This is a genomic window from Citrobacter sp. H12-3-2 (assembly GCF_009649895.1).
GTDB classification, from domain to species: domain Bacteria; phylum Pseudomonadota; class Gammaproteobacteria; order Enterobacterales; family Enterobacteriaceae; genus Citrobacter; species Citrobacter portucalensis.
Genome location: NZ_CP045837.1, coordinates 619,361 through 636,213 on the forward strand (window position 1 = coordinate 619,361; position 16,853 = coordinate 636,213).

11 protein-coding genes are annotated in these 16,853 nt (G+C 52.9%); 2 read left to right on the top strand and 9 right to left on the bottom strand.

Going from position 1 to position 16,853, the window contains the following annotated elements; genetic code table 11:
• Positions 1 to 37 precede the first annotated feature (37 nt).
• The 7 genes from GHC22_RS03025 to ebgR form a co-directional block, all read right to left on the bottom strand.
• A complete protein-coding gene (locus tag GHC22_RS03025; protein WP_103284688.1) occupies positions 38 to 2,056 on the bottom strand; it encodes an NADPH-dependent 2,4-dienoyl-CoA reductase in 2,019 nt (672 codons plus the stop codon).
• 229 nt (positions 2,057 to 2,285) lie between these two features.
• Entirely contained in the window at positions 2,286 to 4,637 is a 2,352-nt protein-coding gene (ygjK, locus tag GHC22_RS03030) for an alpha-glucosidase (protein ID WP_153752174.1), read from the bottom strand.
• Positions 4,638 to 4,653: 16 nt separating this feature from the next.
• Positions 4,654 to 5,715, bottom strand: a complete 1,062-nt coding sequence (gene ygjJ, locus GHC22_RS03035) for a protein YgjJ (RefSeq protein WP_153752176.1) — start codon at positions 5,713 to 5,715, stop codon at positions 4,654 to 4,656.
• 207 nt (positions 5,716 to 5,922) lie between these two features.
• A complete protein-coding gene (locus GHC22_RS03040; protein ID WP_153752178.1) occupies positions 5,923 to 7,356 on the bottom strand; it encodes an amino acid permease in 1,434 nt (477 codons plus the stop codon).
• A gap of 65 nt (positions 7,357 to 7,421) precedes the next feature.
• A complete protein-coding gene (locus GHC22_RS03045; RefSeq protein WP_003828536.1) occupies positions 7,422 to 7,871 on the bottom strand; it encodes a beta-galactosidase subunit beta in 450 nt (149 codons plus the stop codon).
• On the bottom strand, positions 7,868 to 10,960 hold the full coding sequence (ebgA, locus tag GHC22_RS03050; RefSeq protein WP_153752179.1) for a beta-galactosidase subunit alpha: 3,093 nt from the start codon (positions 10,958 to 10,960) through the stop codon (positions 7,868 to 7,870). The genes GHC22_RS03045 and ebgA overlap by 4 nt, the downstream gene beginning before the upstream one ends.
• Positions 10,961 to 11,167: 207 nt before the next feature.
• Positions 11,168 to 12,151, bottom strand: coding sequence for a transcriptional regulator EbgR (ebgR, locus tag GHC22_RS03055; protein ID WP_032945068.1), 984 nt, complete (start codon positions 12,149 to 12,151; stop codon positions 11,168 to 11,170).
• A 209-nt stretch (positions 12,152 to 12,360) separates the two neighbouring features.
• Here ebgR and GHC22_RS03060 point away from each other — a divergent pair, with 209 nt between their 5' ends.
• On the top strand, positions 12,361 to 12,693 hold the full coding sequence (locus GHC22_RS03060) for a tRNA-binding protein (RefSeq protein WP_016157522.1): 333 nt from the start codon (positions 12,361 to 12,363) through the stop codon (positions 12,691 to 12,693).
• A 77-nt stretch (positions 12,694 to 12,770) separates the two neighbouring features.
• On the opposite strand, the gene ygjG is transcribed toward GHC22_RS03060, so the two are convergent.
• On the bottom strand, positions 12,771 to 14,150 hold the full coding sequence (gene ygjG, locus GHC22_RS03065) for a putrescine aminotransferase (protein WP_167371260.1): 1,380 nt from the start codon (positions 14,148 to 14,150) through the stop codon (positions 12,771 to 12,773).
• A 430-nt stretch (positions 14,151 to 14,580) separates the two neighbouring features.
• Between ygjG and GHC22_RS03070 the strand changes: the two genes are divergently transcribed.
• Positions 14,581 to 16,101, top strand: a complete 1,521-nt coding sequence (locus GHC22_RS03070; RefSeq protein ID WP_008785863.1) for a PAS domain-containing methyl-accepting chemotaxis protein — start codon at positions 14,581 to 14,583, stop codon at positions 16,099 to 16,101.
• Between the two features lie 53 nt (positions 16,102 to 16,154).
• Here GHC22_RS03070 and GHC22_RS03075 read toward each other — a convergent pair whose 3' ends face one another.
• Entirely contained in the window at positions 16,155 to 16,835 is a 681-nt protein-coding gene (locus GHC22_RS03075) for a PadR family transcriptional regulator (RefSeq protein WP_165612482.1), read from the bottom strand.
• Between the last annotated feature and the right edge of the window lie 18 nt (positions 16,836 to 16,853).

The window sequence follows — 16,853 nt, forward strand, 5'->3', positions numbered from 1 at the left end:
CGGCTAACGCCTTATCCGGCCTACGAAATACATCCTGTTAAATTTCCAGTGCCAGCCTGGTGCCTTGCGCAATAGCGCGTCGGGCATCCAGTTCCATCGCCACATCGCAGCCGCCGATCAGATGCACCGTTTTACCTGCCGCGTGCAGCGGATCGACCAGTTCACGGCGCGGCTCTTGTCCGGCGCAAATCACCACGTTATCCACGTTAAAGATCACCGGTTCGCCGTTCAACACAACGTGTAACCCATCATCATCAATCTTCTGATAGCTGACTGCCGGGATCATTTTCACGCCGCGTGAGAGCAGGGTGGCGCGATGGATCCAGCCCGTCGTTTTACCTAAACCTTGTCCCGGTTTGCTGGCTTTTCGCTGCAGCATCACTATCTGGCGCGGGCTGCGGGATAGGTGCGGACCTTCCGGGCGTAAGCCGCCAGGCTGTTGCAGGCTGGTGTCGATCCCCCATTCCACGCAGAACTCCGCTATGTTCTGGCTGGTGGGTTCACCGGGCTGACTCAGATACATTGCGGTATCGAAACCGATCCCGCCGCAGCCCACGATTGCCACGCGTTTACCCACCGGCGTTTTATCGCGCAGCACGTCGAGATAGCTCAGCACTTTAGGATGATCGATCCCCTCGATCGGCGGCATGCGTGGCTCGATCCCACTGGCAAGGATCACTTCGTCGAAGGTGTGCAGATCGTGTGCGCTGACAAAGTGATTCAGCTTCAGGGTCACGCCAGTCACGTCGATCATCCGGCGGTAGTAGCGCAGGGTTTCATAGAATTCTTCTTTGCCGGGGATCTGTTTGGCGATATTAAACTGCCCGCCAATCTCGCCATGTGCGTCAAACAGCGTCACGTGATGCCCGCGCGCTGCGGCATTAATGGCGAAGGCGAGGCCCGCAGGCCCCGCACCGACAACCGCCAGATTTTTCGGCACAGCTGCCGCAACGATCGGCATTTTGGTTTCATGGCAGGCGCGCGGATTGACCAGGCAAGAGGTGACTTTGCCGACGAAGATCTGATCCAGACAGGCCTGGTTACAGCCGATACAGGTGTTGATCTCATCCGCTCGTCCGGTTTGCGCTTTTGACAGCAGTTCGGCATCGGCGAGGAACGGACGGGCCATCGACACCATATCGGCATCACCACGGGCCAAAATGTCATCGGCGACCTGGGGATCGTTAATGCGGTTGGTGGTGACCAGTGGGATTGTCACATGCCCTTTCAGCTTACGCGTCACCCAACTAAACGCACCGCGCGGTACCGGGGTAGCGATAGTGGGAATACGTGCCTCATGCCAGCCAATACCGGTGTTAATAATGGTGGCCCCCGCGGCTTCTATAGCCTGCGCCAGCTGAACGGTTTCGTCGAAGGTTCCGCCGTTTTCCACCAGATCGAGCATCGACAGGCGGAAGATAATAATAAAGTCATTCCCGGCACGCTGACGTACCGCTCGTACCACCTCAACGGCAAACCGCATGCGGTTGGCATACTCACCGCCCCATTGGTCATCGCGCTGGTTGGTACGCAGTGTCAGGAATTCGTTGATGAGATACCCTTCCGACCCCATCACTTCCACGCCATCGTAGCCCGCTTCCCGCGCCAGCTGTGCGCAGTGGGCAAAATCTTCAATCAACTGCAGCACTTCATCGTGCGTTAATTCATGTGGCGTAAAGCGGTTAATGGGGGCCTGAATAGCAGAAGGCGCCACCAGATGCGGCTGGTAGCTGTAACGTCCGGTATGCAGGATTTGCAGGGCGATTTTGCCGCCTTCATCATGCACAGCATCGGTAATGACGCGATGGTGAGCAAGCTGGCTGGTGTCGTTCAGCATCGCACCGCCTTCCATCCCCACGCCGGAAAGCGCAGGCGCAATACCTCCGCTCACAATTAACGCTACGCCGTGACGAGCGCGCTCGGCGTAGAACGCGGCCAGCCGTTCTGCACCATCGGGATACTCTTCCAGCCCGGTATGCATTGAACCCATCAGCACGCGGTTTTTAAGCGTGGTGAAGCCTAAATCGAGCGGGGCGAACAGCGACGGATAGCTCATAAAGGTGTCCAGTATGTAAAATTATTGTTATGTGGTCGGATGAGTTAATAATTTAGCCGTCGCCGCGTAAAAGGGAAAAGGGGAATTCCGTGATTGTGATGGGATTCAAAAAAGGAGTGGAGCCAGAGGACGAATATGCCGGATATCGGTGCAAGCACCTAATCCGGCCTGTGAAAATGTGTCTTTGTAGGCCGGATAAGCGAAGCGCCATCCGGCGTTATGTCACAGACTACTGTTTTTTAAGAAAATCGTTATACAGCATATAGAGATGCGCCGCGCTCCAGGAGAAATTCGGTGCGCCCTGCTGTGCGCCGGTCAGCGGGTTATAGTTTTCCTGAATCGGACCGTCAGCGGTGAGGCCTTTGGCGTGGCTGAAGAAGGTATCCGCCAGTTTTAACGCGTCATCGCGATAGCCGTAACGCTCCATCCCTTTTAGCCCGAACCAGAACTGATCCACCCAGACGCGCCCGCGCCAGTAGATATCCGCACCAAAAGCCGGGTTGGTCAGCGCCGCCGTGCCAAGCGGGACAAAGGTGTTGAACTCTTTGGGGTCGAGCATCACCTTAACCACCGCGTCCGCATGGGGTTGCGTTGCTGCGCCGTTAAACAGCGGCGACCAGCCTTCCGGCCCTTTGCCACGTTCGACGATCGGTTTACCCGCACAGCCGTTTGCCAGCGGTTGGTCCTCAATACGAACGTCATAATAGAATTTTGTTGTCGGGTCGAACATGCAGGTGTTGATGTAATCTGCGAGTTTTTGCGCCAATTGGCGATAGCGTTGCGCCTCTTGGTGTTTGCCGAGCAGGGTTGCCATCTGCGCCAGATAATGGTTGTCGCTGTACATGTAGCTGGCCTGATCGACTGACTCCTGCAACAGCGAGTAACCCAGCAAATTACCGTCTTTACTGCGATTTTCGGCAAATTTCACCACCCAGTCGCTGCGTTTTCCACCACCCGCGACGTATTTATCCAGTTGATCTTTATCGATAAAACCGAATACAGCCGCATCGTCACGACCGGACTCCCACGAGGCGGCAACCTGCGCTGGGATCTCCAGGCTGTCATACTGACCCTTATCGATCACGGTGGCGTAGTTGTTAAGCCCGGAGAGCGTTTCTTCCTTGTCGCCTTTTTTCACCGTAAACAACATTTCGCCGCGGTCAGTATTGTGGGCTTTATCGCGGGTAGCGCCGTATTCCGGCACGCCGTTGCCGTTGTGATCGCGGTTACGCAGCCACCAGTCGTGATACGCAACCAGCTTTGGATACATCTCTTCGAGCCAGGCCTTGTCTTTGGTGACGTTGTAGACCTCCATCACCGACCAGGCCGCCAGGCTGGGCTTGGTGTTGCGCTCGTTCCAGTTACCGCCGTCGCCGCCGCGTTCCGGGCTGAGATTCCAGGCAATCAGGTCGGGAATGAATCCGGCATCCTGCGGGCGAACCGGATCACCGGGTTTAACCTGCCATGAAAAGACGGCGCGAATATTCTCTTTGGCGATCTCCGGGTTAAAGTGCGCCATAGCGAAGGCCTGCTTCCAGGTGTCCCACGGCCAGGTTTGGTTGCCGGAGAACCAGCGGCCGGTGACCGATGGCGTCACGGTATTGTGTTTTACCGCACCGCCTGGCGAGCGCCAGTTGCCGTTTAGCGTTTCAATAGCTTTTACCGCGACCCGGGTTTGTTCCGTTGTGGCATCCGGGTTGGTTAAGCCTTTTTGCAGATAATCTGCCCAGCGCTTTTGTGATGCAGCAAGATACCAGGCCGGGCGCGCCAGAATATCGCGGATCTGCGGCTGCTCTTTCGCCACATCCTCGGCGGTAAGCAGATGAGACCAGGTGGTGTAAATGGTTGTCGAACCACTGATATGGGCCTTCCCCGTAAAGCGATGACCGTTAACCGTGGTTTTCATAGCGACAGATTTATGCACCTGATACTCCGACTCACCGGAGGTGAGCAGATCCCAGGTTGAGCGCACTTTGCCGAAGGTGACTTTCAGACCGTCGTGCGTGGCGGTGATTTTGCGCTGATAGCCAGGGAATTCGCTATCAATGGTTTTATCCGACAGCGCTTTTCCCTCTTTGGCTTCCAGTTTCTCCAGCAGCTCGCCGTCCCACACCAGATCCAGCGGCGTGTTGCTGGTGATTTTGGTTTCCAGCAGCGAGGTGCGCGGGCTGGCAAAACGCAGCGTCATCTCTATTTGCACATGCTTAGATGACAGCTTTTGCACCAGCGCGCCGGGAATGCTGTAGGCCTCAAGCGCGAAATCGACCTTTTTACCGTGCTGGTACACCGTCAGACGGTCAAAATTATTGGCCATAAAATTGATGTATTCTTCGGTCAGCAAAGCCACGCCTGGAAAGCCGCCCATTGTTGCAGGGCCGTCCGGGAGCAAATGACCGTGCCAGGCGCCAAGATCGAAAAATGGATTAAAGCGCTGGTGGTCGTCGTGATCGTAGTCATGCATGTAGCCCGGCGCACCGGTGCGATTAATGATGTTTTTAAAGTCGTTAGCACTGGCGGCATGTGCGGAGAAGTTCATCAGCAGAATACAGGCCAGCGGCGTGAGAATAGGTTTCATGTTCATGGTATTCCGGTCCTTGTTACCAATAGAAATATTGCATCAGGAAGATTTGGTCGCTCGGGTCGCCGGATGCATTCTGCATATAGAACCGACTGTCGAAGGCGGTAGCGAAACGGCCGCCGCCGTATTCATACCAGATACCGAACTGCATAAAGGAAGTGGTTTCGTCCTCATAGCTATCCGGTCGGTGTTTGGCGTAGCTATAAGCAGTGGAGAGGTAAACGCCTTTTAGCGCTTCATACATTGCGCTGACCATATAGCCGGTTTCGGTGCCGGACACATCCAGCCCGTCGGCGCGGCCCGTGTGGTGCCAGGCGCGGGCGGCGAAGTTGGGCGAAAGGATGCCGGTCAGGAACAGCTGTCCGGTACCATCTGTTATCTCCAGGCCGTTCATCCAGGTTACACCTTCAGTCAGGTCGTACTGGATATAGCCGTTCATCATGGCCGGATAGGTATATTTATCGTCGTAGCGATCGTATTTACCAAAGTGCAGCCAGGCTTTGCTCTCGTCGTGGTGTCCGGCGGGCGTCGCGGTCACGCTATAGCGCAAAGGACCGGTCAGGTTTTGCACCTTAATGGCAGTCATGATGTCACGGGTGTTGGGAATAACGTAGCCCAGGTCTGGAGTGAAATCCCCCCACCATTGCAGGTCATCCAGCGAAGAGTCCTGGCGCAGGCTGAGCATCAGCTCCGTTCCGTCATTGGTACGATAACCGCCGTAAAAGCGGTTGATCCCGCCCTCGAATCCGCCCCAGCTATGGTCAGGAACCCAGGCATTGCCCTGATGGTCGGCCTGTACGGTCCAGCCCTCGCCGTAGATCAGACCAAACCAAGAGCCGTGTTTTATCTCCAGGCCACCTTCTATATAGGTACCATCACTGTATTTATGTTTGTCTTGTCCTTCTAAATCCATATATCCTCCCATGCCCAATTCGCCATAAAAGCGAAATGAGGGGGAAGATATTTCTGGTGTTTTCGTGTCGTCGTGTTCTGCAGGGCGAACTTCTTCTGCACCCAGAGAGGAGACGCAGAAAAAGGGCAGGGCAATAATTGCCCTGCAACAATGGCTAATGTTTTTCATGCTTCGATCCTAAGCAAATAAAATATAATTTTTATTGTTATATACCCGTCATACTTCAAGCTGCATGTGCGTTAGCTACGTTCGTTCACCCCAGTCACATAGTTATCTATGCTCCTGGGAATTCACTCACTTGCCGCCTTCATGCAACTCGAATTATTTTGGTTATAGCCTTGGAGAATATTATTTATTGTTATTATGTTTTAGTCATTAATTGATATCTGAAGCAGGGGCTGCCTCAATAGCTTTTTCTTCTTTGGTTAGCCCTTTGATATATTTACTGTATTTCCACCAGGCAAAACCGAGGAAAATAACAATCCCACCGACGTTATAGAAAATAATGGTCATGATATTGCCGCCGGTTGGGAAGGTAGAGGCAATAAATCCGATGGTGAAAAGAACGATCAGCATCGACACCACAACAATGCCGGTTTTTTGCGAACCCATACGGAAGTCGCGCGGTAAGTGGTCCAGTTTTGCACGCAGATTCAGGTAAGCCAGCATAATAAACAGCGGCGGCAGCATCGAGGCGGCGGCGGTCATGTTGATGATAGTGTTCATTAAATCCTGCACGGTATTGGAGCCGAGCGTCGGGATAATCATCAGCGGGATAACGATCAGGAACTGGATCCACGCTGCGCGGGCCGGAACGCCATTTTCATTCAGTTCGACGGTTTTTTTACCGAAAATACCCGCCGGAATTTCAGAGAAGAAGATCTTCACCGGCGTGGCGGTCCACATCAGCAGAGAGCCGAACATCGCGGTAAAGGAGACCAGGCCGACAAAGCGGTTCACGACCAGTTCCGGCAGGCCGAAATATGCTGCCAGGCCGTGGAATACCTGCACCGAACCACCGGTAAACTTCAGCTCTTTGCTGCTGATGAAGACGTTGATTAGCACCGAGGAGATGGAATAGAGCACGCCGATAAAAATCCCGGCAATGATAATGACCTTCACGAATGATTTGGAGCCGCCCTTGACGTCGTTGACGTAAACCGCCACCGACTCCGCGCCGCCTGCCGCCATAAAAATCCAGGTGGTGATACCGAGGAAGGCCCAGTTAAAATTCGGGATCATTGCGTCTACGGTGATAGGGTCAGCAGGCTGTACGCCGCCAACCAGCGCCGTACCTGCCAGTAAAATATAGGACAGCGTCAGCAGCAGCATCAACGTGGAGGTGACCGAGGTAATCGGCCCTAACATTTTTGCACCATTGGTCGAAACCCAGGTGGAGAAGGCAAACAGCACCATACTTAACACGGTGGTTGCGAACGGTGTCAGAATGTATTCGTAGCCTAAAAAAGCATATGAGGCGTAGGCAATAACGCGGGGCAAAAGCGAGGTAAAAAAGAACAGGTTAACGAACCAGTAGGTGTAGGCAGTAATAAATGCCCAACGTCCACCCAGCGAACTTTTTACCCATGCGTAGACACCGGCTTCGGAGTTTTTATTCAGCGAAACAAATTCGGCGATGATTAAGCAAAACGGAATAAAGTAGAAAATCGTCGCGAGGAAAAACATCGGTGCGGATGCCAGACCAAGCTCAATATTATTGTTGATTACGTTATTAAAACTATAAACCGCGGCAAAGGTGAGTGAAAGTAAGCCGAACTTGCCGATGGTATTACGTTTGGTATCAGACATAGCACATCTCCGATTCCTGATTATTATAGGGTACTGGCGGCGCAACGTCGGCGCCGCCTGTGTTTTTATTTATTATGAAAATAACCATCTTCGATGGTGACTTTGAGTACGACTTTTTTCACTGCGTTATTACAAATAAAACGATAGGCTTCATGGTTGTCACAAATAACCATTTGTCCTTCGTGCACTTCGACGGTTTTTCCACAACCTTTCAGATATTCGCGATCGGTTTCATCGCGATAATATTCAACCACCTGGAGATCCTCTTTGGCGGCATACTCTATTTTTTGCTGCCCTTGCAGGTAGTAATGGATCTCAAAATAACGACGATGACCGGTAAACAGCGCATCGGTCGCGGAGTCTGTCTCCACGCGGTAGCTCAGGGAATCACCGATAGAGTGGGCGACGCCTGGCTGAATATTGTCAATATTTTCAATAGCCTCGACGCAGCGTTGCCATTTCCGACCTGAAGCATAGCGTTGCTGGAACTGCTCTAAGTTGTCGATGATCCTCATTTTGTATTCTCGCTGTGCATATTCGTGGAAAAGAACCCGGTGCCAAAGGCGCGGTTGGCGGTGGTTTGAGCGCCAGATTCGCTGCCGGAAACCGGCAACAACGTGAAGCCGTAGCTGAATGACGTAAACCAGACGCGCCAGGAATCGAGTACTTCACTTCCCCACGAGTTGGAACCTAAGCCCAGCAACTGGTGGTCCAGATTCAGGGTGATGTCATCGCTACGCTGTAGCGCGTTGCAGTGTTGTGCGGCAAAGATATTTTCTGACGTATAGCGCCAGGCGCTCAGGTTGACAGGGCGCTGCGGAACCACCAGCAGACCGTTGCCGTGGCGGTTGGTTAGTGTTGCCCAGCGCACGTCCTGACGATTGCCGTTGTTTTGCGGGAAAGGATAATTTTCGAACATCTCATCCACGCTGCTGCGCCAGATGTCGATGATGTTGGCCTGCTGGCTATCGGCATAGTTTTCACCTGGACCACGTCCGTAATACGCCACCTGGCCCAAATCACCGTTGATGCCCATCGTGAAACCGATGCACGGAATAATGTCCCGGTACTCGCCGTAAGGCTGGCCAGAAAGTTCCACATTCAGCTGACCGTCCGCGGCAATGCGCCAGCGATAGGTGCAGCGCATACCGAAATCGAATACCGGCGGGGCGATAATGGTCTGGCTGGTTATCAGCAGCGCATCATCGGTTTGCTCAAGGGTAAACTCGCGCAGATGCTCCTGCATAATCTGTAAATGATTCGGCTGCCAGAGGCCTTCGAACTCTTGCTTGTGGTTATCAATGGTCGGTTTAAAGAAATTAATCTTCGGCTCGCGGGTAATCAGCTCTTCGCCATTGACGTTCCAGGCGATCGGTTTACCGGTCAGCTTTGAGAAGGTCAGATGGAAGTTATAACCGCGAACGGTGCAGCTCTGGCGGCTGTCTTCCAGCGTCAGAGGGTTGGCGTTTTGCAGGCTAAACGGTACGGCAGCCGCCGTTCTGGCCTTCAGCGGGAACTGATAAGTCGCGATGTGATGCCCTGCTTCGCTGTATGACGTACGGGAATCTTTCGTCACGGTGACGTTAAGGAACGCTTCGCGCGCATCCAGCTCCGGCAGTGCACATTGCAGCAGCGCGTCGCTGTTGGGAGGAACGTCGCGCAGTTTTATCTGCTGAACAGAGAGCGTATCTCCTTCGGCGCGAACCTCAATATGCAAGGTGTAGTCGTCAAGCGTGGTGAACCATAGTTTGTTTTCTACCCGTAGCTCGCCGCGGGCCAGATCCTGTGCGCGCACTTTCACCGGCGCAATTACCTGCTTGTACTCTTTCAGTCCCGGTCCTGGGGTTTGATCGGAATAAATCAGGCCATCAAGGCAGAAGTTGTAGTTGTTCGGATAGTCGCCGTAGTCGCCGCCATATTTGTACCAGACGTTGCCGTCGTCATCTTTAGCCTGAATCCCGTGATCGCACCACTCCCAGACATAGTGCCCCTGAATGCAATCATGCTGATAGAAGACGTTCTGATATTCTGTTAGCCCGCCAGGACCGTTGCCCATGGCGTGAGCATATTCACAGATGATGCGCGGTTTAGGATGCGGATATTCACCAAACTCATTCATCAGCGGCACGCGGGTGTACATGGTGGAGATGATATCCACCACTTCAGCGTCACGATCTTCTTCGTAATGGATCAGACGCGTGTCATCCAGCGCTTTCGCAGCGTGATACATGGCGCGGATGTTACAGCCGTATCCGGATTCGTTACCGAGCGACCAGATGATGATCGAAGGGTGATTTTTCTGCGCATGGACGTGGCGCACGATGCGCTCAACGTAGACATTTTCCCACAGTGGATCGTCGGTGATCCGACTGATATCGCCGATATTGGCGAAGCCGTGAGATTCAACGTCTGTTTCGGCCATCACGAACAGGCCGTAGATATCGCACAATTCATAGAAACGCGGATCGTTCGGGTAATGGGCGGTGCGTACGGAGTTGATGTTGTGCTGCTTCATTAACAGCAGATCTTTTTCAACGCGATCCATACCGACCGCGCGGCCCTTAAGATGATCGTTATCGTGGCGGTTAACGCCATGCAGCATCACGTAGCGGTTATTGATGTAAAACAGACCGTCGCGAACTTTAATATCGCGGAATCCAACGCGCTGTGGCACGACCTCAAGGATGTTGCCGCTGGCATCTTTCAGCGTCATCACCAGATGGTAGAGATACGGCGATTCCGCAGACCACTGCTGCGGCGCGCTAACCTTGAAATGAAAAGCGGTCTGCGTTTGTTTATCCACCTTCAGGGTGTTAATCACACCGCTATGCAGCGCCTTCTCACCGTCAAACAAGGTGTATTCCAGCGACGCTATCGCTGGCGTGGAGGCCAGGTTTTCCAGCGCAATGTCGCAGGAGAGGGTGGCGTCGCGATAGTCATCATCGAACTCGGTGCGAACAGTAAAATCCTGAATGTGGGTCGCCTGTTTGCCGACCAGATAGACGTCGCGGAAAATTCCCGCCGACCACCACATATCCTGGTCTTCAACGTAGGTGGAATCAGCCCATTGCATTACGCGAACGCACAGCAGGTTATCACCGGTCTTCACCACCGCGCTGATATCAAATTCGGCCGTCAGGCGACTGCCTTTGCTGAAGCCAACGTACTGACCATTCACGTAAACTTCGAAGTAGGTTTCTACGCCATCAAACTTAATCAGCGTCTGTTTGCCCTGCCAGCCTTCGCTGAGGGTGAAAATACGCTGATAGGCCCCGGTGGGGTTATTGGTCGGAACGTAGGGGACATCAATCGGGAAAGGAAAACCTTCGTCGGTATACTGCAGCTTGCCGTGTCCTTCCATCTGCCACATGCCGGGGACGGTGATGCTGCCCCAGTCACTCATAAACTGCGACGTAAAGGCTTCCGGCACCTGCAGAGGATGCTCAAAGAACTGAAAATTCCACTGACCGCTTAGCAGCTGAAAGAGACTGCTGGTTTCGCGGGCAAATGAGCGAGCCTGCGCAACGGAGTCGTAAGAGAAAAAATATGCGCGTGGCGCCAGTCGATTTTCGTGGGTGAGCTGAATGTTTTCCCAGCGATTCATAAGGCCTCCCGGTGGAGAAAAATCGGAACCATTCATTGTAATGGTGGGTAAGTGTAATTGATGGTGATTTTAGTAAAAGTTTTACTAAAATATAGCGGGTGAGGTGATTTACTTTAACTGGATCACGAAAATAATTCGGACGCGGAAAAGAATGCATGACAATGCGCGCCCGGCATCAGAAGAAACCGGGCGGGTTAACGGGGGATTTCAGCGGGTGGTGCCGCGCAGTTTCAGCTTGCTGGGAACAAAAACCAGCAGGGGGAGCGCACGCCCGTCACGGGCCTTTTCGAACAGCAGGTTGACGCCCTGACTGCCCATCATTTCCGAATGAATGCGAACGGTGGAAAGCGGAGGAAAGGTGAAACGCGCCGTTGGGATATCATTAACGCTAATCAGCGAAATATCCTGCGGAATATTCAGACCACGCTCGTGGATGGCGCGCAGAACGCCAATGGCAATCGAGTCTGAAGCCACAAACAGGGCGCTGGGATAGTCGGGTTTCGCCAGCATTTCTTTAGCCAGTTCATAGCCTGATGAACTGGAGAAACCGCCGCGATAGATATCCTGTTCAGAAACGACCTGCTGTAGACGACCGTATTCGACAAACGCGGCTTCGCGGATATCGGCCTTGCCTGGCTGGTCTTCGCCACCGATGAAACCAATGCGGGTGACGCCCTGGGCAATGAAGAAGTCGATGCTCTCTTTGCTGATGCGTGCCAGATCGATATCGACGGCGTCATATTCGCTGCCGGATTCATGGAAATCGATAAAGCAGATGTTGTCGGTAAGCGCTGTTGCCGCCTCGCGCAGAGCGGGGGAAGGCTTGCCGACAATAAGAATGCCGGTAATGTGTTTGCTCTCCGGCAGACCACTGTGCTCATAGCAGTTGGTCAGTTCGATCCCGAGTTTCTCACACTGGGTTTCAATCCCATGGCGGATCGCGAGGTAGTAAGGATCGTTGATTTCCAAATCTTGCTGATAGCTGTAGAGCGCCAGAATATGCTGGGGGCCGAGCGCACTAGTCTGGTTCTTTCGGGCGCTGCTGGTTTTGTACTCCAGCTTTTCCGCGATCTCCAGAATGCGATGCTTAGTCTCTTCTTTTACATTCAGCGTGGGGTCATCGTTTAAAACCCGGGACACTGTCGCCAGGGACACGCCAGCTTCGATTGCGATGTCTTTAAGTGTTGCCATGTTTGCCTTTTCCCTGAGTTACCTGCGCATTGTAAATGAAGTGCTTATCTATTCATCTGTTTTCAGTAAAAAAAGCATGATTAATTGACATGCCCGGGGTAAAACTGGGCTTTCAGAGTGTGATGAGTACGTCATTTTCCCGCTTTTGAGAACAATGCCCGGAAAATATTTTGCTAGTATTTAGTAAAATTTTACCAAAGGAGAAAACAATGGATACCGTCGCATTTGCTGATTTTGCCCGAATGGAAATACGTGTTGGAAAAATCGCACAGGTAAAGCGCCATGACAATGCCGATAAGCTGTATATCGTACAGGTAGATGTGGGAGAGCGTACGCTGCAAACCGTAACCAGCCTGGTGCCTTACTACAGTGAAGAGGAGTTGATGGGCAAAACGGTGGTGGTGCTGTGTAATCTGCAAAAGGCCAAAATGCGCGGTGAGACATCAGAGTGCATGCTGCTGTGTGCGGAAACCGACGACGGTAGTGAAAGCGTACTGTTGACGCCAGAACGCCTTATGCCTGCTGGTGTGCGGATTGTTTAAGTTAGGTTAATTGCCGGATGGCGGCTACGCCTTATCCGGCCTACAAAAGAGTGTCTTCTATAGGCCGGGTAAGGTTGTTACATTTGCTCCACGCTCACCCGTAATGCTGCCAGGGCTTTGCGCGTCGATCGCAATACCAGATCGCATTGCTCGATCGTTAACGTCAACGGTGGTTCGATGCGGATCGTCTTTGCATTATTAAGTGTGCCGGCAACCAGCACCCGCTGGCGGAACATCTCACTGGCAAAGTTGTAGCCGATTTCATTATCGACAAACTCAATCGCCATCAGCATTCCCTTACCGCGTACATCATGCACCAGGTCCGGGTATTCCCGCGCAAGCTGGCGGAAACCATCCAGCAACATATCGCCTTTCTGCTCCGCCTGAGCCGGTAAATTTTGCTCCAGCAGGACGTTAATGGTGGCCAGCGCAGCTGCACAAGCGAGCGGGTTGCCGCCAAACGTGGTGGTATGCAGGAAAGGATTGTCGAACAGGACGGAGAACACCTCTTCGGTGGCAATGGTCGCGCCAATTGGCATCACACCGCCGCCCAACGCTTTGGCCAGGCACATAATGTCGGGTTGCACGTTTTCGTGTTCGCAGGCGAACATCTTGCCGGTACGCCCCATGCCGGTTTGCACTTCGTCAAGGATCATCAGCGCGCCAAACTCATCGCAAAGTTTACGAACGGCGGTCAAATAACCTTGCGGCGGCAGGATCACCCCTCCTTCACCCTGGATCGGTTCGAGGATCACAGCTGCGACATCGTCACCGGTCTTTTTACACTCGCTGAGCATGGTGCGCATTGCGTTAATATCGCCAAACGGCACATGACGGAAGCCCGGCAGCAGCGGCATAAAAGGTTTACGGAAGGTGGATTTAGCCGTAGCGGACAGCGCGCCCAGTGATTTACCGTGGAATGCGCCGCTGGTGGCAATAAACGTAAATTTACCGCGCGGCGATTGATATGCTTTCGCCAGCTTCAGGGCGGCTTCAACCGACTCGGTCCCGCTGTTACAGAAAAAACTGTATTTCAGTTTACCGGGTGCCAGTGCGGCGAGGGTTTTTGCCAGCATGGCCCGCAGAGGGTCAAGTAACTCCTGGCTGTGCAGAGGTTGTTTCGCGAGTTGATTCTGTACGGCGGAAACCACGACTGGATTACGGTGCCCCACGTTGAAAATTCCAAAACCACCCAGGCAATCGACGAACTCCTGCCCCTGGGTGTCGACAAGCGTATTCAGGCTTCCCGCTTGCCACTCTACGGCTCCGTAATCCCCGCCTGCAGTTACAGATTTTCGATACTCTAAGAACCCCGGATTGACATGCTCCTTGAAGTACTCAATCACCTCTCGGTTTAACGATTTCATTTCCTCATGATCAAGCGTGCGCTTTTCGATGAGATTCAGTGCGTGTGCGCTGCAGGCCAGGGCCGATGCGCTGGAAGGTAACCTGTTCAAAATATGCTCCCGGAGCTCGCGTATCACATGATACTGAATTAAGTATTGCAGGGATTGCGCCATTCCGGCGCGCTTAGCAAAAATCGGGATAAACACCAGGAAACATCTCATTTACGCAACATTTAATGCCGCGATTTAACATTTGCTGGCATTTTGCCCAAGTAAGGAGCCTGAAAACAGATCGAATAAACGCAAATTTGCGCTAAAAATGGGCAATATTTGCACTGTGACGGTGCGCTGGTAGAAGTGACGTTGAATAGTTACTAGATGAAAGTATTTTAAATCAATGGATTAGAATGCGTACAGATTTTGAGGTTTAATCGCAAATTGCGATCTAAATCAAATTTAACAACTAAAGATAAAAAAATTATCGCCGAAATAACATAAGCCGAAAGAGTTAACAACCAGATAACCTGCACAGGACGCAATCATGTCTTCTCATCCCTACGTTAGTCAGCAAAATACACCGCTGGATGATGATATCACCCTCATGTCTACCACCGATTTACAAAGCTATATCACCCATGCGAACGATACATTTGTCCAGGTCAGTGGCTATCAGCTGAATGAATTGCTCGATAAGCCGCACAATCAGGTTCGTCATCCGGACATGCCAAAAGCGGCGTTTGCGGATATGTGGTACACCCTGAAGCAGGGCGAGCCATGGAGCGGGATTGTGAAAAACCGGCGTAAGAATGGCGATCACTACTGGGTGAGGGCCAATGCGGTGCCGATGGTGCGGGAAGGACGCGTGACCGGGTATATGTCGATTCGTACCCGGGCTACTGACGAGGAAATTGCGGCGGTAGAGCCTTTATATAAAGCGCTGAACGAAGGACGTTGCAACCGACGTATTCATAAAGGGCTGGTGGTACGCAAAGGCTGGCTGGGTAAACTGCCGGCGATGCCGATTCGCTGGCGGGTGCGCAGCGTGATGGCATTCATGTTTGTCCTGCTAGCGGTCGCATTGCAGCAAATGGGCGCCGAATGGCCGTTACTGCTGATGAGCGCATTGGTGATGCTTTTTGGAACGGCTATTTTCGAATGGCAAATTGTGCGTCCTATTGAGAATGTCACCCGTCAGGCGCTGAAAGTGGCGACCGGTGAGCGGAACAGCGTGTCGCATCTTAACCGTAGTGATGAACTGGGCCTGATGCTACGAGCAGTGGGCCAACTTGGATTAATGTGTCGCTGGCTCATTCACGACGTCTCCAGCCAGGTGAGTTGCGTGCGCAGCGACAGCGAAACGCTGGCGAAAGGCAGCGATGATTTAAACAAGCATACGCAGCAGACTGTCGAGAACGTGCAGGAAACGGTGACCACCATGAATCAGATGGCGGCATCGGTGAAACAAAACTCAGAGACCGCCGCCGCGGCCGATAAGCTCTCTATTGCCGCCAGTAGCGCGGCAACGCACGGCGGTGAGGCGATGGATACCGTCATCAAAACCATGGACGATATCGCCAACAGCACCCAGCGGATCGGCACCATTACGACGCTGATTAACGATATTGCCTTCCAGACCAACATTCTGGCTTTGAATGCCGCTGTTGAAGCCGCGCGGGCGGGCGAGCAGGGGAAAGGGTTCGCCGTGGTGGCGGGAGAAGTACGTCATCTTGCTAGCCGTAGCGCCAGTGCAGCCAATGATATTCGCAAGCTGATTGATGCCAGCGCTGACAAGGTGCAGTCCGGATCTGACCAGGTTCACGCCGCAGGACGCACGATGGACGATATTGTGGCGCAGGTGCAAAACGTCACTCAGCTGATTGCCCAAATCAGCCACTCCACGCTGGAACAGTCAGATGGTCTTTCCAGCCTGACCCGCGCGGTGAATGAATTAAGCAACATTACACAGAAAAACGCCGAACTGGTTGAAGAGAGTGCGCAGATTTCCGCGATGGTGAAACATCGCGCGGGTCGTCTGGAAGATGCGGTTACGGTGCTGCATTAATACTAAAAATACAGGCGGAACGTTGGGCATACGGGTTCCGCCTGCTGTGCAGATTAATCCAGCTGAGTAATATCCAGTGCAGCGCGATCGATAATACCGATGATTTTTTTGATCTGCGCATCGCTGGTATCACCATGATTGACGCGTAGATCCAGCACGGCTTTGAAGTTTTCCAGCGCGCGTTTCATCTGTGGATTTTTGCGTAATTCAAAACCCACGCAGCGGGCTTTAATCCGTTCGTGGATATGTTCCAGATGTTCACGGTTCTCATCCAGCCACTGCTGGCCCTGAGTCGTGATCGCAATCTGTTTACGCCCACCTTCCTCGTCGCTGACGGTGATCAGTGCCTGATCCTGCAAGAAATCCAGCGTTGGATAGATAACGCCCGGGCTTGGGGTGTAGTTACCCTGAGTCAGGGTTTCAATCGCTTTAATCAGTTCGTAGCCGTGGCTGGCGTCGCGGGTCAAGATATCCAGAATCACCAGGCGTAATTCGCCGTGGCCAAAGAACCGCTGACGACGACCACCGCCGCCACCACGACCGTGGCGATGTCCGCAACCCTGCTCGTGGTGATGTTCTTTGTTACAACCTTCATGGCGATGTTCTTCACCTTTGCAGCAACCTGCATGGTGCTCGTTGTGGCGGCCTTCATGGTGATGTCCTTCACCCTTGCAGCAGCCTTCGTGTTGGTGCTCTGTGTGCTTACAGCAACCTTCATGATGGTTTTGCATCATCGTCTCCTGATGTTATTT